The organism is Collinsella aerofaciens, from assembly GCF_040926405.1.
In the GTDB taxonomy this organism is placed as follows: Bacteria; Actinomycetota; Coriobacteriia; order Coriobacteriales; family Coriobacteriaceae; genus Collinsella.
Map to the genome: position 1 here is coordinate 2,780 of NZ_JBCOIG010000017.1, position 19,296 is coordinate 22,075.

General features: G+C 62.4%; 12 protein-coding genes, 1 tRNA gene and 1 other RNA gene. 11 read left to right on the forward strand and 3 right to left on the reverse strand.

Annotated elements, in window-relative coordinates; genetic code table 11:
* The coding region (locus AB5758_RS06900) for a TetR/AcrR family transcriptional regulator (RefSeq protein ID WP_368155453.1) at positions 1–502 on the forward strand (502 nt) is incomplete at its 5' end.
* Positions 503–505: 3 nt separating this feature from the next.
* On the opposite strand, the gene AB5758_RS06905 is transcribed toward AB5758_RS06900, so the two are convergent.
* Positions 506–595 (reverse strand) — tRNA-Ser (locus AB5758_RS06905).
* 51 nt (positions 596–646) lie between these two features.
* On the opposite strand from AB5758_RS06905, the gene tadA reads away from it, so the two are divergent.
* The 5 genes from tadA to bilS all read left to right on the forward strand — a co-directional run bounded on the left by tadA (position 647) and on the right by bilS (position 7,724).
* Positions 647–2,428: a tRNA adenosine(34) deaminase TadA gene (tadA, locus tag AB5758_RS06910; RefSeq protein ID WP_138375140.1), complete on the forward strand. Its 1,782-nt coding sequence runs from the start codon at positions 647–649 to the stop codon at positions 2,426–2,428.
* A gap of 441 nt (positions 2,429–2,869) precedes the next feature.
* Positions 2,870–2,965: signal recognition particle sRNA small type (ffs, locus tag AB5758_RS06915), an RNA gene on the forward strand.
* Between the two features lie 339 nt (positions 2,966–3,304).
* Positions 3,305–5,185, forward strand: coding sequence for an ABC transporter ATP-binding protein (locus AB5758_RS06920; RefSeq protein WP_368141283.1), 1,881 nt, complete (start codon positions 3,305–3,307; stop codon positions 5,183–5,185).
* Positions 5,186–7,045, forward strand: a complete 1,860-nt coding sequence (locus AB5758_RS06925; protein WP_368141282.1) for an ABC transporter ATP-binding protein — start codon at positions 5,186–5,188, stop codon at positions 7,043–7,045.
* Between the two features lie 127 nt (positions 7,046–7,172).
* The gene (gene bilS / locus AB5758_RS06930; protein ID WP_055286269.1) at positions 7,173–7,724 is read left to right on the forward strand and encodes a flavodoxin family protein BilS; all 552 of its coding nucleotides are present in this window, start codon (positions 7,173–7,175) and stop codon (positions 7,722–7,724) included.
* Between the two features lie 621 nt (positions 7,725–8,345).
* Here bilS and AB5758_RS06935 read toward each other — a convergent pair.
* Positions 8,346–10,646, reverse strand: a complete 2,301-nt coding sequence (locus AB5758_RS06935; protein ID WP_138113531.1) for an LTA synthase family protein — start codon at positions 10,644–10,646, stop codon at positions 8,346–8,348.
* Positions 10,647–10,859: 213 nt separating this feature from the next.
* On the opposite strand from AB5758_RS06935, the gene AB5758_RS06940 reads away from it, so the two are divergent.
* The 5 genes from AB5758_RS06940 (at position 10,860) to AB5758_RS06960 (ending at position 16,633) form a co-directional block, all read left to right on the forward strand.
* Positions 10,860–11,735: a nitroreductase family protein gene (locus AB5758_RS06940; protein ID WP_368141281.1), complete on the forward strand. Its 876-nt coding sequence runs from the start codon at positions 10,860–10,862 to the stop codon at positions 11,733–11,735.
* A gap of 159 nt (positions 11,736–11,894) precedes the next feature.
* Complete coding sequence (locus tag AB5758_RS06945; protein ID WP_138113527.1) at positions 11,895–13,922, forward strand: KUP/HAK/KT family potassium transporter; 2,028 nt, start codon at positions 11,895–11,897, stop codon at positions 13,920–13,922.
* A 31-nt stretch (positions 13,923–13,953) separates the two neighbouring features.
* Positions 13,954–14,178, forward strand: coding sequence for a hypothetical protein (locus tag AB5758_RS06950; RefSeq protein ID WP_117840328.1), 225 nt, complete (start codon positions 13,954–13,956; stop codon positions 14,176–14,178).
* 111 nt (positions 14,179–14,289) lie between these two features.
* Positions 14,290–15,915 carry an ATP-binding protein gene (locus AB5758_RS06955; protein ID WP_138375136.1) on the forward strand — a complete coding sequence of 542 codons (1,626 nt, stop codon included), beginning with the start codon at positions 14,290–14,292 and terminating at the stop codon, positions 15,913–15,915.
* A gap of 4 nt (positions 15,916–15,919) precedes the next feature.
* Positions 15,920–16,633 (forward strand): response regulator, encoded by a 714-nt coding sequence (locus AB5758_RS06960; RefSeq protein ID WP_055286278.1) that lies wholly within the window; start codon positions 15,920–15,922, stop codon positions 16,631–16,633.
* Positions 16,634–16,727: 94 nt separating this feature from the next.
* On the opposite strand, the gene rlmKL is transcribed toward AB5758_RS06960, so the two are convergent.
* Positions 16,728–19,250 carry a bifunctional 23S rRNA (guanine(2069)-N(7))-methyltransferase RlmK/23S rRNA (guanine(2445)-N(2))-methyltransferase RlmL gene (gene rlmKL, locus AB5758_RS06965; protein ID WP_368141280.1) on the reverse strand — a complete coding sequence of 841 codons (2,523 nt, stop codon included), beginning with the start codon at positions 19,248–19,250 and terminating at the stop codon, positions 16,728–16,730.
* Positions 19,251–19,296: the final 46 nt, after the last annotated feature.

The following is a 19,296-nucleotide window of genomic DNA, read 5'->3' on the forward strand; positions in this document are numbered from 1 at the left end:
GACGGTTGCCATGCTGTGCGACCGCGCCATGATTCGCCGCACGACGTTCTACAAGCACTTTCGCGACAAGAACGATTACTTTGCCTTTTATATCGATGAGCTCATGTCGGGCTTGCCGCAAAAACAGCCCGATGAGGCCGGCGCGGTATCTGCCGAGGACGTGCGCGCGCTTCGGCACGCGATTTTGGACGATGCCATGGATTTGATTCTGGCGCACGAGCGGCTCATGGATAACATTTTGGCAAGCAGCATGTCGGGCATGTTGACCAACGTTATTTGCGACCGCATTGCCCGCTCCATCCGCGAGCGTGTGATGAACGTGCTTGCCGAGGATGCCCTGGCCCCCGTGTCACTCGAGACGACGTCTGAGTTTGTCGCCGGCGGTATTATTCGACTTTTCACGATATGGTGGGAATCGGGCCACGATCTTGAGCGTCGACCTGAGATAGCCGATGTGGTCGATGCACTGTTTGAGCGGACCATGACACCGGTGCATCACTAGGAGTGGCGGAGAGAGGGGGATTCGAACCCCCGGAACGCTCTCGCGCTCAACGGTTTTCAAGACCGCCGCATTCAACCGCTCTGCCATCTCTCCGTGAGTCGTAATGATAGCATCGTTTTGGATTTGCAACAGGGAAGGCGAACGATGACGATCACCGAAATCGATGAGAAGTTCATGCGTGAGGCGCTGGCCGAGGCGCGCGCCGCCGCTGCGGTGGGCGAGGTGCCCATCGGAGCCGTAGTGGTGCGCGACGGCGAGATTGTCGCGCGGGCGCATAATCGCCGCGAGCTCGACCAGGATCCTTCGGCGCATGCCGAGTTTTCGGCCCTGTGCGCCGCCGCTCAGTCGCTTGGACGCTGGCGTCTTTCCGATTGTACGGTCTACGTGACGCTCGAGCCCTGCTGCATGTGCGCGGGGCTTATGGTTAACGCGCGCGTGGGGCGCTGCGTGTACGGCGCGGCTGATGCTAAAGCGGGCGCTCTGGGGTCGCTATACGACCTCAATGCCGATTCGCGCCTGAATCATCGGTTTAATGTGACCGCCGGCGTGCTGGCAGACGAGTGCCGCGCGGTGCTGAGCGGTTATTTTAGTGGGCTGCGTGGCACCGATGGTGCTGGCTGCGGTTGTGGGGCCGATCTTGAGGCGCATACCGCCCACGCCGAGGCGCTTGCGGGTGTCGAAGATACTGCCGTTGGGGCGGTCGATTTTGGTGCCGCGTGCCGCCGGCCCCGCCGTGTGCAGCTGGCGATCGACTCCTTTAAGGGCAGCGTTTCGAGCGCGCAGGCGGAGGAGGCCGTTGCCGAAGGTGTGCGCCGCGTGTGGCCCGATGCCCAGGTAAGCGCGCTGCCGCTGGCGGATGGCGGTGAGGGAACGCTCGATGCCGTTGCCGCGTGCGGCGGTGAGGTCGTGGCATGTGAAGTCGCAGGCCCTCTGGGCGACTGTGTGTCTGCCCGGATGCTGGTGGACGGCGAGTACGAGTCGGCTGTAATCGAGATGGCCGAGGCGGCGGGTATTGGGTATTCGCCTTGCACAGAGCCGGCGGCGTTGGCCGCTACGACCTATGGCGTGGGCGAGCTCATGCTTCGAGCGGTTCGTGCTGGGGCAAAGACTATCTATATTGGTCTGGGCGGCAGTGCCACCAACGACGGTGGCGCCGGCATGCTGCAGGCGCTGGGCGCGCGTGTGGTCGATGATCAGGGCTGCGATGTCGCCCCTGGTCTCGCGGGGCTTGAGCAGGTGGCGAGTATCGATTTGGCACCGGCGCTTCGGGCGCTGAATAGCGCGCGTATCGTCGTGCTCTCTGATGTCGAGAACCCGCTCGTGGGGCGTCGTGGGGCACTTGCAGTGTTTGGCGGGCAAAAGGGCCTGCCGACAGACGATGTCGAAGCGCTGGGCAGGTACGACAGTTGGATGGTCGGCTACGGCCGCCTGCTCGATGCGGCGATTACCGGGGTGCGGGCTCAGGGGTTGTTGCGCGTGCCCGAGGGCGTGCGGACATTTGGCTCGGTGCTCGGCGTGCCTGGCGCGGGCGCGGCAGGTGGCTTGGGCGCCGCGCTGCTGGCGCTCGGTGCTGAGTTGCGTTCGGGCGTGGAGACGGTGCTCGATCTGATTGGGTTTGACGAGCGCGTGCGCGATGTCGACCTGGTCATTACAGGCGAGGGCAACATGGACGAGCAATCCGCTGCCGGCAAGGCGCCGGTGGGCGTGGCCCGCCGTGCCAATCGCTATGGCAAGCCGGTAGTCGCCGTCGTGGGCGGTCGTGCGGATAATTTGGATGCGGTGTATGGTCAGGGCATCGACTTGGTCCTGCCGGTCTGCCGCAGGCCCATGCCTCTTGACCAAGCGCTCGACCCCCAGGAAGCCACAACCAACCTCATCTGCGCCGGTGAAGCAGCCGCCCAAGCCTACGACCTCGCCCGCCTCTAAAACCCAACTCCCTATAAGTTGCGGTGGAATAGTTCCTGTTTGGCGGCTCAGGCGGCAAAAACAGGAACTATTCCACCGCAACTTCGAGAATGGCTATCCGAGGCTGGTCGCCTTGGGCCTTGGGTCGGACCGTCCGCCATGAAATGCGGCCATCTACTACGTTTAGCCGAGCGCCCTTGACCATCCCGGATTTTGTGAAATTAAAACCGCAGGTAGAAAGCTTGCCGATTTTCGAAAAAGCCGGCTATGGTTGACCCCTGCGGCCTAAACGTAGTAGATAGGCCCCTTTTGTGGCACGGCAGCAGACCAGTCTTTTTGGGACGGGGCTTATTTGACTACCTGTCGATCTGATTGCCCAAGTAGTCAAAAAGCCCCGTCCCAAATTAGCTACCTTGCCCCATCGGGCGGGAGCGGGTAAGATATATCGAGCGCCTAGCGCGTTCGATGGGTTCGGATGACGACATGTTCCGAATCTGGTCAGGTCCGGAAGGAAGCAGCCATAAGGAGCCTCTGTCGGGCATCCGAATCCATCGAGTGCGCAGGCGTTTTTTGGTGCCGCGGCTACCCGCGAGTGCCGGCAGGGCGCTTGGTGTCTCGCTGGTCCTCGGCTTCGCCTGCGGGATCGCTCGACTACCAAGCGCCCTGCCGGCACCCGCGGGTAGCCGACCAAAACCGCCTGAAGGGTCACATTTATCTGATAATTGAATCCCCGGCGTTATGCCGCTCGCTGGCGTTGCCAAAACATCGGCTGCTACGTGCCTTGGGCGCTAGTGACCGTTGCCCTTACATCTGTAACGAGTTGCTTACGCATCTCCAGGGTTCTCCGTACTATCATGAATCAGATTGAATTGAGATGATGATAGGGAGCGCCTTTTTATGATTGAGCTGCTCAGGCGTTTTGGTGGTAAGTTTCGCCGATATATGGTGATCGGCCCTGCGTGCAAGCTAATCGAAGTGATCTTTGACCTGCTGACGCCGCTGGTGATTGCCCAGATGATCGATAAGGGCATTGGGGCGCACGACGTGAACGCCGTTATCCACTACGGTATGGTACTTGGCGCCATGGCTGTGATTGGCATCTTGTTTACGCTTGTCTGCCAAAAGATGGCGGCGCTGACATCGCAGGGCATGGGCACCGACATTCGCGGCGCGCTCTACAAGCACATCAACAAGCTGAGCTATGCCGAGCTCGACCGCTTTGGCACGCCGTCGCTCATCACGCGCATTACCAACGACGTTAACCAGGTCCAGCTCGCTGTGGCGCTGGGCGTGCGCATGCTCATCCGCTGGCCCTTTCTAGCGGTGGGCTCCATGTGCGCGGCCCTTGCCATCGACCTTAAGCTCGGCATCATCTTTTTGATCTGCACGCCCGCCATTGGCCTGGTGTTCTGGGTTGTCATGGCGCGCTGCATTCCGTACTACAAGCAGCTGCAGGCAAAGCTCGACCGCATCGCGCTTATCTGCCGCGAGGGCCTTTCGGGCGCCCGCGTGGTTCGCGCCTTCGTGCGCGAAGATCACGAGCGCGAGCGCTTTGCGCAGGCCGCCGACGACCAGGCCAATACTGCCATCGCGGTGGGCAAGCTCTCGTCGATTCTCAACCCCGTCACGTTTTTGGTGATGAACCTGGGCGTGTGCGCCATCCTGTGGGTGGGCGGCATCCAGGTCAGCGTGGGCGAGCTTACGCAGGGCCAGGTCATGGCGTTTGTGAACTACATGACGCAGACCCTGACCTCCATCGTGTACGTCGCCAACCTGGTCGTGGTCTTTACCAAGGCGAGCGCCAGCGCGTCGCGTATCAACGAGGTGCTCAATTGCGTGCCGGGCATCGCTGACGAGGGCAACCAGCCGGTCGCGCTGCCCAAGCCGGGCAATGTCGCTTCAGTTCCCGCGCTGAGCTTGAGCCATGCGAGCTTCTCGTTTGGCGCTGGCGCGGCCAATGCTGTCAACGATGTGACGCTGGAACTCCCGCTGGGCAAGACGCTCGGCATTATCGGCGGTACGGGTAGCGGCAAGTCCACGCTCGTCTCGCTCATCCCGCGCCTGTACGATGCGAGCACCGGCAGCGTGAGCGTGATGGGCGTCGACGTGCGCACCTGGCCGCTCGACCAGCTGCGCCGTGTGGTCGCGACCGTTCCGCAGCGCGCATCGCTGGTGAGCGGCTCCATCCGCAGCAACCTGACCTGGCGCGATGAAGCTGCGACCGACGAGGAGCTCTGGGTGGCACTCGACATGGCGCAGGCCAGCGAGTTCGTGCGCAACAAGCCGCAGGGCTTAGACGCCCCGGTCGAGGCGGGCGGCAAGAACTTTAGCGGTGGCCAGCGTCAGCGCCTGACTATCGCGCGTGCCTTGGTTGGTTCGCCTCAGATATTGATCATGGATGACTCCGCGTCGGCGCTCGACTTTAAGACCGACGCGGCGCTTCGCCATGCCATTCGCGAGCGCAGCATGCGCGGTGCCGCCAAGGGCGGGCTGCCGCTGACCACGGTGATTGTGAGCCAGCGCGTCTCGACCGTGCGCGATGCCGACGTGATCTGCGTGCTCGACCACGGCTCGGTTGCCGGCCTGGGCACACATGACGAGCTCTATGCGACCTGTCGGCTCTATCGCGAGATTTGCCAGTCGCAGCTGCGCCGCGAGGAGCTTGAGGGCCAGCGGGGGAGCACAGCGCCCGCGCCCACTCCGGCGCCCGCGTCCACCCTAAGCCCCGCGTCCGCCCCGACTGCCCCGGCATCCATTTGCGCAAAGGAGGGCTGCTAAATGAATCCGTACACTTCCTCCGGTTCGGTCGCCACGATGACGGCCAACGTGTCCGGTAACGATAACCTCAACGACCTGGGCGACGGTCCGCGCCAGCCCGGCGACCCCGAGCGCTATCCCGTGGGTGCGGTGACTCGCCGTCTGATGGGCTACGTTCGTCCGCATCGCATTTCGTTTGTTGCGTCGTTTGTGAGTGCCGCCATCTCCGTGATTCTGCAGCTCTACACGCCCATTCTCATCGGCGAGGGCATCGACCTGATCGTTGCCGTCGGGCAGGTGGACTTCGACGCGCTGCTGCCGCTTGTCACCAAACTCGCGCTCGTCGTGGTGGGAGCCGCGGCCTTCCAGTGGCTGCAGGGCTACTGCGTCAACCGCCTGTCCTACGAAACGGTGCGCGACATGCGCGTGGAGGCGAGCGACAAGCTCAGCCGCATGCCGCTCAGCTTTATCGACAGCCATGCTCACGGCGACCTCATGAGCCGCGTGGTCAACGATGTCGACCAGGTGGGTGACGGCCTGCTGCAGGGCTTCACGCAACTCTTTACCGGTGTTATTACCATCGTGGGCACGCTCGCGTTTATGCTTTCCATCAACCTGACCATGACGCTCGTGGTGGTGCTCGTCACGCCGCTTTCCATTTTTGCAGCCGGTGCTATTGCCAAGCTCTCCAACAAAAGCTTTACGGCACAGCAGCGTATTCAAGGGCAGCTCGGTGGTCATATCGAGGAGTACGTAGGCGAGCAAAAGCTTGTCGACGCCTTTGCCTACGGTCCCAACGCCCAGCAGCGCTTCGATGCCCTCAATGCCGAGCTTTACACCGCGGGCGAGCGCGCACAGTTTATGGGTTCGCTCTCCAACCCCGGCACGCGCTTTATCAATAACATCATCTATGCCGTGGTCGCTGTGATCGGCTGCGTGGGCGTGATCACGGGCGTGCCCGCGGCGCTTACGGTGGGCGGCGTGCAGATCTTCCTGTCCTATGCCAACCAGTACACCAAGCCGTTCAACGAGGTCACCAACGTCATTACGCAGATCCAGACGGCGTATGCCTCGGCGCGCCGCATGTTTGCGCTGCTCGATGCCCGCGAGCAGGAGTCCGATGCGGCGGATGCCGTGGAACTTGCTGCCCCGCAGGGCGAGGTCGCCTTTGAGCATGTGGACTTTAGCTACGTGTCCGACCGCAAGCTGCTGCAGGACATCTGCATCGAGGCCAAGCCCGGCATGCGCTTTGCCCTTGTTGGCCCCACGGGCTGCGGAAAGACGACGCTCATCAACCTGCTGCTGCGCTTTTACGATATCGATGCCGGCCACATCACGGTTGATGGCAGGTCTTCGCGTGACTACACGCGCGCAAGCCTGCGCCATGCCTTTGGCATGGTGTTGCAGGATACGTGGCTGTTCGAGGGCACGGTGGCGGAAAACATCGCCTACGGCTGTCCCGACGCCACGCGCGAGCAGGTTATCGAAGCTGCCAAGCGCGCGCATGCGCACAAGTTTATCGTGCAGCTGCCAGGCGGCTACGATACGGTCATCGGCGAGGACGGCGGCACGTTTAGCCAGGGTCAAAAACAGCTGCTGTGCATTGCGCGCGTTATGCTCACCGATCCGGCGATTCTGCTGCTGGACGAGGCAACGTCGAGCATCGATACGCGTACCGAGCTGCAGGTGCAGGCGGCATTCGACGAGCTCATGGCCGGCCGTACGAGCTTTGTCGTGGCGCATCGCCTGAGCACGATTCGCAACGCCGACTGCATTCTGGTCATGCGCGACGGCCAGATTATCGAGCGCGGCACGCACGACGAGCTGCTAGCGGCAGGCGGCTTCTACGCCGAACTCTACCGCAGCCAGTTTGCCCAGTAAGCAAGCCCGTGGGGCAAATTAATCAATCGACAGACGGTGGTTTACATCTGTCACGTTAGTACTAAGATAGTCATCTAATAAATTGCATTAGTGGCTTTAGTTTTGGGGGATACGAGGCAACGTGACTATGACGTGCTCTTTGGTGGTTAACAGCAAGAGCGGTAATACCAGGATGGTTTCGGGTGCGATCAAGCGCACTCTGCAGGCTGCGGGTGTTGAGTTTGTCCATGCCGCGGCGTTGAGCGACGATGCGGATGCAGATCAGGTTGCGCTCGAGGCGCAGGGCGCCTGCGCGGCCGACACGGTGCTCGTCGGTTTTTGGTGCGACAAGGGCGCGTGCACGCCTTCGGTCGCGGCGTTGCTCTCCGCTTTGCACGGCAAGCGCGTCTTCCTGTTTGGCACCTGCGGCTTTGGGGCCGATCAGAGCTATTACCAGCAGATTATCGACCGCGTGACCTCCAATTTGGCTGGAGATGCCGAGCTTGCGGGCTGGGCGATGTGTCAGGGCAAGATGGGCCCTGCGGTCAAGCAGCGCTACGAGGCCATGCTCGAGCAAGATCCCGACAACGCCCGATTTAAGATGCTGCTCGACAACTGGGTTGCCGCAAAGGACCATCCTACCAAGGAGGACCTGGACAACATGGCCGCAGCCGCCAAGAAGGCCGTGCTGGGCGAGTAGCTTCGCCGTCCGCGATCCTTCGTGCAAAACAATACAAATGTGAAAGCCTCGAAGTTCTCGAGGCTTTTTTCTTGACACTTGTAGGCGCAACCGTGGCAGGCGTTTGGGGTGACATTTTCCATTACCCCGATGACGAGACCGTCCTGGACGACACACTCGCATGCGTTCGCTGGATGTATTCAGAGTGGGACGGGCTTTCCGGATGGATGGGGTTTCGGAAAGTGTGTCCCGGAATTTGCCTTTGGAATGGGATGCGGTTTCCGGTTGAGGGCTCTGGTGGAAAATGCGACCCGGAATTTGCAATCGGAGTGGGATGCAGTTTCCCAACGGGGCCGTAAGCGGAAACTGCATCCCACTCCGGACGTGAATTCTGGGATACGGTTTCCGGATGCAAAAAAGGCCACAAGACGTGGCCTTCAACTTATATATGTTGCGGATACCCCCATGACAAGCCGCGCTCCAACAACAGGGCGTCTGTCCAGGCGGAGGCATATAAGGTTCATCGCGAGTTCCGCACGCAAAGAAGACCACTTAATGTGGCCTTCGTCTTGCGCAGGACTGTCCGAGCAGGGAACCTTACGTTCCGCGCCGTCCGGGCAGACGAACCGGGATACAGGCTCGCTACTTGATCTTGGTCGTACCCGGTGCCAGGTTGGGGTCGGTCTCGTTAGCCTCGGTCTGGAAGTGCTCGGTGTACACGTTCTTGCCGTCGCGGAACATCTCGTAGTACTGCATCTTGGCGTAATCTTCGCGCGCCTTGGTGGCGGCTGCGGCGGCGGCATCGTCACCGGTGACGTTGGAGGAGAGCGCCCAGCGCAGGCTGGCGTCCTCGTAGCCGACCGAGTTGATGGCGGGCAGCGACTCGCGCAGCGTCATGTGCGCTTTCTGGTAGTCGGTCAGCGGTGCGCCGATCAGCTGCATAAGCTGCGTGGACAGGTAGTTGGTGGACAGGTCGTCGACCTCGCTCGTCTGGTCGCAGCCGGCAACGTCGTAGTTGGCCCAGATGATGTAGTCGGTCTGCCACAGACGCTCCTGATGCGTAGCGTCGTCCTCGCCGGTAAACCACTTGTCATTGAACTTGGACGGGAAGAACGGCTGGTGGTCGCCCCAGAACACCACGACCACCTTGCGGTCGAGCTTGCTCAAGGCGTTGAGGAAGTAGCGCAGCGCCTGGTCGGACTGCTCGATGCACGAGACATACTCGTCGACATCGGATAGCGTGCCGTCCTCGACGGTCTTGGCGTCCAGGTCGGTCGTGTCGATGTTCAGGTGCATCTGCTTGTCGACCGGCAGCAGGCCCGTATCGTAGCCCGAGTGGTTCTGCATGGTCACGTCGAAGATAAACTGCGGATCGGCGTTCTGGTCGAGCAGCTCAAGAATCTTGTCGTAGGTAGCCTGGTCGGTCACCATGCCGCGCAGGGTGTCGGCTCCCTGGAAATCGTTGATAGACAGGAACTGGTCAAAGCCAAAGTCCTTGTAGACGTTCTCGCGGTTCCAGTTGGTCGCGTGGTTGGGGTGCATGGCCGTGGTGGAATAGCCGAGCGATTTGAACTGCTCTGCCAGATTACCGGTCGTTTCCATGTTGTAGATGGTGTAGGGGTACACGCCCGAGCCCAGGTTGGCCATAGAGTTGCCGGTCATAAACTCAAACTCGGTATTGGCGGTACCGCCGCCGTAGGCGCTCACGTAGAGCTTGCCGCGGCTGAGGCAGTTAGACAGGCTCTTAAAGTACTGCGGGCCCTCGTAGCCGGCGCGCATGTTCTGGTAGATCGACAGGTCGGAGAACGTCTCGTTCATGATGGCGATGACCGTGGGCTTCTCGCTATCGAACTGCTCCTTTGCGGCGGCGCGCTCGTCGCTCTTGGCCGCGTCGGACTTGTCGTAGGCCTTGGCGTACTTTTTGAGCGTGGCCTTGGCATCGTCGACGGAGTAGTCGGCGGGTTTGGGCGGCTTGATGGACTGCGCTGCACTAATAAAGGCGGGCAGGTAGCCCTCGCGCCAGTAGCTCTCGAGCGGGCGCCAGGTGTAGACGGTGATGCCGAGGGTGTTGTAGTAGTCGATGAGCGTGACATGCGCGGTCACGCCGCCCAGGCACAGTACGGCGACGAGCAGGTTGGTGAGCAGCATGCGCTTGGCGTTGGCGGCGCCCTTCTGACGGTGCGGTGCCACCAGGCCGGCGTACTCACACAGCAGCATGGCGATGGCGGTAAAGCCCATGGACAGCACGCAGAACAGTGAGATCGAGAAGGTGTAGCCGGTGCCGGCGACCGCGGCGGCGGTGGAGATGGCCGAAAGGTCGCCCGGCTGGATGGGCATGGATTTAAACGTGATGACGAAGAACTCGGCAATGCCCAGGACAAAGAGGGCAAAGGCCAGGACCGCGGGAGCTACGCCGTGGCGCTGGAACAGGAAGAACAGGCCGACCATGAGCACGGTGATGATGGCCCACTCGAGCAGGATGCACAGGGGGTAGACCCAGGTAAAGTCGTGGTTGGACGAGACCTCCATGCCCAGCAGCGCAAAGACGCCGGCGAGCAGCAGGCACAGGACGGCGGCGACGAGTGGTTTGCCCACAAAGGCGCCGCGCAGGCGGGCGAGCTTGCCGGTGGGGGCGGGGGCGTCGGGCTTGGCGAACGCAAAGACGCGCGGGGCGATGCGGTCGCGTGCGATGCTGGCCCAAGCGCAGCCGGTGAGGATGGCGTTGGTCAGGATGAGCATCACAAAGGCGAGCGGCTCGTTTTGGGCGACGAGGCCAATGGCGCCCCAAATGGTCAAAAAGAGCTGGAACAGGCCGAAGGCGACGCTCCACCCAAGAGCGCTTTTGGCAACGGTGCCCGACTGAGCGCAAATGGCCTTGGCCTCGCGCAAGACAAGGTAGACGGTCGCCGCAAGACCGACGAGCGAGATGGCGGCAGCGAACATGCTGAGACTCCTCACAAACTAAAACGTACGAAAGCGGAGGTTTACCCGATTGTTACCAAGATATGCGCTGCAATTGGTGGCTGCGCACAACAACCAGCCATATTAACGCGCACGTGTGGCGGTGTGGCGCAATGTAGTGGCGGCCTGCGCGATAATGGACGGGAATTACACGGAAACGTAAAGGCTTCTTAAAGAATTAGCGAGGATAGAGCTATGGGCGAGCAGGTTTGTATGACGGGCACCGAGTACTGCGGCGGAGCTGTGGGCGTGGACGCGGGCGGCTATCCGGTCGAGACTACGGGCAACGCGGCGCTGGACATCTTGGAACACCGCTCGTCCACGCGTGCCTTCGCGCGTGATGACGACGACCGTCCCGTGGCGGTGATCGACGAGCAGCGGGCGGCGATCTTGCATGCGGCGAGCCGCGCGCCGTCGGCGGGCGCCATGATGATGTATTCCATCGTGAGCGTCCGCGAGCGGGCAACGCTCGACCGCCTGGCCGACCTGTGCGACCACCAGCCCATGATCGCCAAGGCGCCCTGGGCACTTATATTTGTGGTCGACTATGCCAAGTGGATCGATCTGTTTGAGCACGTGGGCTGCTTTGAGCCCGAGTTTGTCGAGCGTACGGGCAAGGCGCCCCGCCGCGCGCCGGGTCTGGGCGACTTTGCCATCGCGGCTCAGGATGCCGTGATCGCCGCGCAAAACGCCGTGGTTGCCGCCGAGGCCCTGGGGCTGGGGAGCTGCTATATCGGCGACATCGTCGAGAACGCCGAGGAAGTTGCCGCGCTGCTCGATCTGCCGCCCTATACCATGCCGCTGTCGATGCTCATCATCGGCACGCCCCGTAAGGAGCGCCCGGCAATCGCGCACCCCGTGGTGAACCTGGTGCACGAGGAGCGCTACTGCCGTGCGGATGCCGCGACTATGGATGCGCAGGTGGCCGAGATGGATGCGATGTTTCGCCCGCACGCCCGCGAGGTGGGGGAGCGCGTCGTGGATATCTACACCCGCAAGCACACGAGCCCCTTTATGGCCGAGATGAGCCGCTCCATGGAGTGGTGGTTCAAAAACTGGCTCGGAAAATGACGAATGTGACAAGGGGATAGTCCCTTTGTCACACTTCATATCGCCGCGGTAGCCTAAAGACTGTATAAATCTTTATCTAGCTGGGAAAACAGTGCCATTCAAACATGGGCCGATTACCTATAATCCCTTCGAACATTAAAGTTGGGAGGAAACCGGCTTATGGAACAAAAGGCCAAGGAGGCAGCCTCGCACGCTGCGATTCCTGTGAGCATCTCGGCGATGCTCGTCACGCTAGGCGTGGTGTACGGCGATATCGGCACCAGCCCCATGTATGTAACCAAGGCGCTCGTTGCCGGCAACGGCGGCATCGGAAGCGTCACGGAGGAGTTCGTGCTCGGCGCGCTCTCCCTTGTCGTGTGGACGGTCACGTTGCTGACCACCATCAAGTATGTGCTCATCTCGCTGCGCGCCGATAACCATGGTGAGGGCGGCATCTTTGCCCTGTACAGCCTGGTCAGGCGCTGCGGCAAGTGGCTTATCATCCCCGCCATGCTGGGTGGCGCCGCGTTGCTCGCCGACGGCATCCTGACGCCGGCCGTTACCGTTACCACGGCCATCGAGGGCCTGCGCACTATCCCGGCGGTTCATGCCGTGCTGGGCGATGACCAGGGCCGCGTCGTCGCCATTACGCTCGCCATCATCATCGTGCTCTTCTTGGTACAGCGCATCGGTACGGCCAAGATCGGTCACGCCTTTGGCCCCATCATGACGCTGTGGTTCCTATTCCTGGGCGGCACGGGTTTGTTCTTTGTCTTACAGCACCCCGCCGTGCTGCTGTGCCTCAACCCGCTCCGCGGCATCGCCTTTTTGTTGAGCCCCAACAACCACGCGGGCATCATGATTCTGGGCAGCTGCTTCCTCGCCACCACCGGTGCCGAGGCGCTCTACTCCGACATGGGCCACGTCGGCCGCGGCAATATCTACGCTACCTGGCCGTTCGTTAAGTGCTGCCTGCTGCTTTCCTATATGGGCCAGGGCGCTTGGCTTATGAACAACGCTGCCAACCCCGAGCTCATGGGCATTGCCGACCTCAACCCGTTCTACCAGATGCTCGCCCCGGGCCTGCGCCCGTTTGCCGTTGGCCTTTCCACCGTCGCGGCCATCATTGCCTCGCAGGCGCTCATCACCGGCGCGTTTTCGCTGGTGTCCGAGGCCAGCCGTCTGGACCTCATGCCGCACATGCAGGTCTTCTACCCTGCCGAGACCAAAGGCCAGCTCTACATCCCCATGGTCAACAACGTCATGCTTGTGGGCTGCGTCATCGTGGTGCTGCTGTTCCAGAACTCGGCGCATATGGAAGCCGCCTACGGCCTTGCCATTACGCTGACTATGATGTGCACCACGCTACTGCTCTTCTTCTACCTGCACGAGGAGCGCAAGCTCAAGGTTGCTCCGTGGATCTTCGCGGCCTTCTTCCTTTTGCTCGAAGGCTTCTTCTTCGTGAGCTCGCTCACCAAGTTCTTCCACGGCGGCTATTTCACCATCCTCATGGCTGCACTCATCATGGGCATTATGGTGTGCTGGTACAACGGCACGGCGGTCGAGCAGCGCCAGTTTACGCTGCTGCCGCTGCGCAGCTACCTGCCGCAGCTCAAGCGCCTGCGCGACGACGACCGTTACGAGCGCATGAGTGACAACGTCGTGTACCTGACCAAGGACACCCATACCGACTACATCGACCGCGATATCGTCTATTCGATCTTGGACAAGCATCCCAAGCGTGCCCGCGCCTGGTGGTTCGTGAATGTCGAGACCATGGACGAACCGCACACCTTTGCCTATTCGGTCGAGACGTTCGGCACCGACTACGTGTTCCGCGTGCACCTGTACCTGGGCTACAAGATCAACCAGCGCGTCAATGCCTACCTGCGTCAGGTTGTTCAGGACCTGGCTGCCACCGGCGAGCTGCCGCCGCAGACGCATGACTACTCGGTCTACAAGGATCCGGGTAACATCGGCACGTTCAAGTTCGTCCTGATCCGTAAGCTTCTGGCGCCCGAAAGCGATGTGGAGCCCAGCGAGCGTACGGCCATCACGCTCAAGTACATCATTCGCCGCGCCGCCGGCACGCCCGCGCGTTGGTACGGCCTGGAGAACTCCAACGTGAGCTTTGAGTACGTGCCGCTGTTCACCAAGTTCAAGGCCGTGAACAAGATGCAGCGCCTGGCCCCCAACGAGCGGCCGTAGGCGCCGACGGGTTGCACGGAGTTGGTTTTCGATGGACAAGATTGAGACCGGGGAGGCAAACATGGATGCAAAGATGCTTGATGGCCGCGAGGTGGTTGCCGAGCTGGTACGTGAGGCACGCGCCGACGCCGCCGAAGATCGGTTCCTTACGAACCGTGCCAACATGGATATGGCCGATCGCGTAATTTCGATCGTGGCACTGGTATTTGGAGCGGTGTGCGTGTGTGCCCTGCTCGCGCACGTGCTGTTTGTCTAGCGACCGCCGGTTGCAAAGGCTATACACTTGGAACCACCACAAGGGAAACCACCACAAAGGTGCCTGTCCCCTTTGTGGTGGTTTTTGTTTTGAGAGAGGGGCGGGACGCTGATGGACGTCCGTACGGACGGCGATATTGCCGATAGCTTTTGGTGGCGGCGCACAACGCTGACGCGCCGCACTCCTCTGTATGACGCCTGCGTATCGGTGGGGCTGCTGGTCGCGGCGACGATTGTGGGCGCGCTGCTCGACCATCCGGGTCTCGCGCCGAGCATCATGATCGTCTATGTGTTCGCCGTTCAGCTGTGCGCATTCTTTACCTGGAGTCGCCTGTATTGCTTGCTGAGCTCGGCTGCCGCCGTGGCGCTCTACAACTTCTTGTTTGTCGACCCGCGCTACTCGCTGTCGCTTATCGACCGCGGCTATCCCGGCATGTTCTTCATCATGTTCGTGGTCTCGCTTGTGTCGAGCTCGATTGCGTTGGCCCTGCGCCGCGCCTTGGCACAGGCTGCCGCCAGCGACCGCCGCACGCATATGGTGCTCGAGACCAACCGCATGCTGCAGCGGTGCGCCGATCAGCATCAGATCGTTCACGCCATGGCCACGCAGCTGGCACGTCTTTCGGGCTGCCCGGTCGTGTGGTACAGCGCCGACGCCGAGGGCGATGACCTGCTGCCGCGTGCGACATACACGGCCGTGGGCGATGCCGCACCGGTGCACGAACTGGCGCCGCAGATGCCGCCGCGGCTCTCGGCGTCCGCCTATGTGGGAACGCCGCTCGATGCCACCTATGGCGGCTCGGCGTTTTATGGCATCTACCTGACGGTTCGCACAGGCGACGGCTTCGCGCGCTCGGGCGACCCCGCCTCGGTGGTGGGCGTGCTGGCTATCGTTGCCGAGCCCGACGTGCTGACGCATGAGGAGCGGACACTTGCCGATGCCATCGTGAGTGAAGGCGAGCTGGCGCTCGATCGCGCCCGCGCCATGGAGGCCCGCGAGGAGGCGGCGGTGCTTGCCAAAAACGAACAGCTGCGCGCCAACCTGCTGCGCTCCATCTCGCACGACCTGCGCACGCCGCTCACCAGTATTTCGGGTAATGCCGATGTGCTGCTCGACCAGGGCTCGACCGGCACCGCGGTGCTCGATGCCCAGACGCGCCGCGGCCTGCTTCTATCCATTCGCTCGGATGCGCTGTGGCTCAACGCCACCGTCGAGAATCTGCTCGCCATCACCAAGCTCGAGGGTGGCGGTATGCGCCTGTCGACCACGCTCGAGCTCATGGACGATATCGTCGAGGAGGCGCTGCGCCACGTAAATCCGGCCGTGCGCGAGCACGACCTTAAGGTGGTGGCGTGCGATGAGCCGGCGCTCGTCAACGTCGATGCGCGCCTGATGGTGCAGCTGGTGGTCAATCTGGTGAACAACGCCATCACCTATACGCCCGCGGGTTCGCATATCGTGATTTCGATTAGCGTCGACGATGGACGCGTGGCGTGCTCGGTGGCCGATGATGGTCCGGGCATCGCACCCGAGGATCGCGAGCGGATCTTTGAGTCGTTCTATACCGCCAACCATGGTCTGGCCGACAGCCACCGCAGCGTTGGCCTGGGTCTTTCGCTCTGCCGTTCCATTGCGTTGGCACATGGCGGTAGCATAGAGGTTGCCGCGGCGGACCCGCACGGCTCGGTCTTTACGATTGAGCTTCCTGCCGCCGACGTTTCGTTTGATAAGGAGTAGCGCTGTGCCGAACTCTGCCGTAAAACCGCTCATCTTGGTCGTTGAGGACGACCCCGCCGTCCGCAATCTTATTGTTGCCGCGCTCGAGGCGCACGGCTTGCGCCATATGGCTGTGGAGACCGCCCATGCCGCTATCGCCGCCGCCTCGTCGCAGACGCCGAGCATTGTGCTGCTCGATCTGGGCCTGCCCGATATGGACGGCGTCAAGGTGGTGGAGTCGGTGCGCGCATGGTCGGGCATGCCGATTATCGTGGTCTCGGCGCGCAGCGAGGATGCGGACAAAATCCGCGCGCTCGATGCCGGTGCTGACGACTATCTGACCAAGCCGTTTTCGGTCGAGGAGCTGCTCGCGCGTATTCGCACGACGCTCAGGCGCCTTTCGTATGCGCAAACGGGCGGTGTTGCCTCCGAGGGCTCGTTCGATACCGGTGAGCTGCATATCGATTTTGATGCCGGCATCGCCACGATGGATGGCGAGGAACTGCATCTGACGCCGATCGAGTATAAGCTCCTGTGCCTGCTGGCACACAACGCCGACAAAGTGCTGACGCACCAGTTTATCCTGCACGAGATTTGGGGCACGGCAACTAAGAGCGACCTGGCGAGCCTGCGTGTCTTTATGGGCACGCTGCGCAAGAAGATCGAGTCCGATCCCGCGCATCCGCGCTATATTCAAACGCATGTGGGTATCGGTTACCGATTGGTCACCCAAGGCTAGATCGCCGGCCACCATCCCACTATGAGTTGCGGTGAAATACGGTCTATATTTGCCTAATTCCAGGCAAAACAGTCCGTATTCCACCGCAACTTTGTTATTTGCCTTTGGGCTTGCTGGCGTAGAACTTCTTCTTTTTAGGCTTGCCGTTGCCGGCCTGCGCGTGCGCGGGCACTGCCGCGCGAGGCTTACGGGCCTCGGGGTTGCGCAGCTCCTCGGTTCGCTCGGCAATCTCCTCGGCGCTAAAGCCGACCTCGGCCATGGCGTCCTCAATGGGCAGGCGGCGCACGATATAGCAGTGGTGCACCTTCTGGTTACGTGCGAAGTCCTCGGGAATGGTCTGCGCCGTAATGTCCTCCAGCACGACGCCCGCGCGCGCGAGCTTGCGCGTTTCGGGGCGGAAGCCGCGCAGGTTGCAGCTGAAGATGGCATGGCCGCCCTGCGCGAGCAGGCGAGATACGCCGGCCAAAAGCTCAACATGGTCGCGCTGGACATCCCAGGTACGGCGGCCCATCTTTGACGAGTTCGAGAACGTGGGCGGGTCGACAAAGATCAGGTCCCAGCGGTTGCGCGTCTGGCGCTGGTCGCGAATCCAGGCAAGCACGTCGTCGCGCACAAAATGATGCTGCGGCCCCACAAAGCCGTTCTGGCGCATGTTGCGCTCGGCCCAGTCCAGATAGGTGTTGGAGAGGTCGACCGTCACGGTCTCCTCGACGCCGCCATCGGCCGCGTAGCAGGTGGCAGTGCCGGTGTAGGCGAACAGGTTGAGGAAGCGGCGCGCCTGTTTGGCGTGCTCGCGCACTAGGTTGCGGGTGACGCGGTGATCCAGGAAGATGCCCACATCCAGATAGTCGTCAAAGTTGACGGCAAAGGTGAGGCCGCCCTCTTCGATGAGCGGCAGACGACGGCGTGCGATATTGGCACGCTCGCCCGATGCGCCCTTGCCGGCGCCCTGCTTGCCGTACTGCGAGCCGCCGCGCGAACGCATGCGGGCCTTGGCGTGCACATGCTCGGCCGGAACATCCAGGATGCGCGGCGCGATGGCCAAGATGTCGAGCATACGGGCCTGGGCCAGTGCGGGGTCGATGGTCTTGGGCGCGGCGTATTCGGCGATGACGAGCCAGCGGCCCGGCGTCTGCGGGCAACCCTCGTACAGGTCGATGGCAGCGGAGTAGTCGGGCAGGTCGGCATCGTAGACGCGGTAGCAGCTCACGCCCTCGCGCTTTGCCCACTTTCGACGCAGACGGGCGTTCTTGCGCAGGCGGTTGGCGAACTGCTCGGACTCCGGGATGAGCACGGGCAGCGGCTTGCCGTCGCCCAGGTCGAGCGTGGCGGTAGGTTCGGGCATGAGGGTGTCGGCGGCTTCGCCTTGGGCATCTGCGGTCTGCTCCTCGGCATCCGCACTGGTCGAAGCTTCAAACGCCGCGGCAGCTTGGTCGAGCGAAGGCCAGACTTCGACGGTCGCCTCCTCGTTATTGGGCATGACGGCGATCGAGCGCTCGGGCTCGGCGTGGAGCGCGCGGGCCAGCAATCCGTCGCGGGTGAGCGCGGCGACCGGCGCCGCGGTAAGCTCGGGCGCGCGGCGCAGCTCACCGACCAGCGTCATGGCGTCGTGCATAAGCGACAGCGGCGTCTCGGTCGTATCCGCGACCACGGCAGCACCGGCGACGGCGCCCGCGTGGTCCAGTACGGTGGCAGATTTGGCAGCGCAAAAATCGACAAAGCGCTTGTAGCCGGCACACTTGACCATGCGCTCAGCGGTCTTGCGGGCGGCGGGGTCGATGTCTACGGCCACGATGCGTGCCTCGCGCTCGCGTGCTGCCGCCTCGCGCTCGCGTGCCTCGGCAAGCAACTGCTCCCACAGAGCGGCGTCGTGCAACTGCCAGCCCTCAAAGCCCCAGTGCTCGCGTGCGGCGCCCGGGGCGCGGTCGGTCAGAATATTCACGGCCTCCAGCAGCAGGCCGCCGCCGGCGCACGAGGCGTCGACCAGCGTGGGCAGGGCTTCGTTTTCGTAATCATCGGCCGTCAGCTCGCGCTCGCACAGCGCGGTCCAGCCGACCTGCGCCAGCACCAGGGCGGCGTAGTCGGGGCGCAGCACGTGCGCACCCTCGCCGGCGCGGGTCGCTGCGGGCGGCAGGCGTTTGAACAGCGGGTCGCCCGAAAGGTCCAGGCTGATGCTCGCGCGACGCTGGCGCAGCGAAAGCAGCAGGTGAACGTCGGGGTCGGCGGCATCGACATCGGCGCGACGGCCCGTGGTCTCGGCCAGACGGTCGCACAGCGCGTCCTTGGCGCGCAGGGCCGAGAAGCGCGTGTTGCGCAGCTGCTCGGTCACGCCGCGGGCTGTGATGGCGATGCTGGCGCCGGGGCGGACGATGTTCTCCCAGGCGATGTCGTAAACGCTATCGTACAGCTCGTCGGCATCCTGCGCCTCAAAGCGCCCGAGTACCACGAACACGCGGCTCGCCAGGCGCGACCACAGACAGGCGCGGTAGCCTTCTTCGAGCTCGCCCTCAAATGTAGCGCGGCCTTTCAGGCGGCGGACATGCGAAAGTCCGAGGCGTTTAAGCTCATCGGCGAGTGCGGACTCAAAGCCCTCGGGGCAGCTTGCGTAAAATTCCATGGGTGACCTCTCTGGTTGCGTCGCTCCATTATATGATGGATGCTTC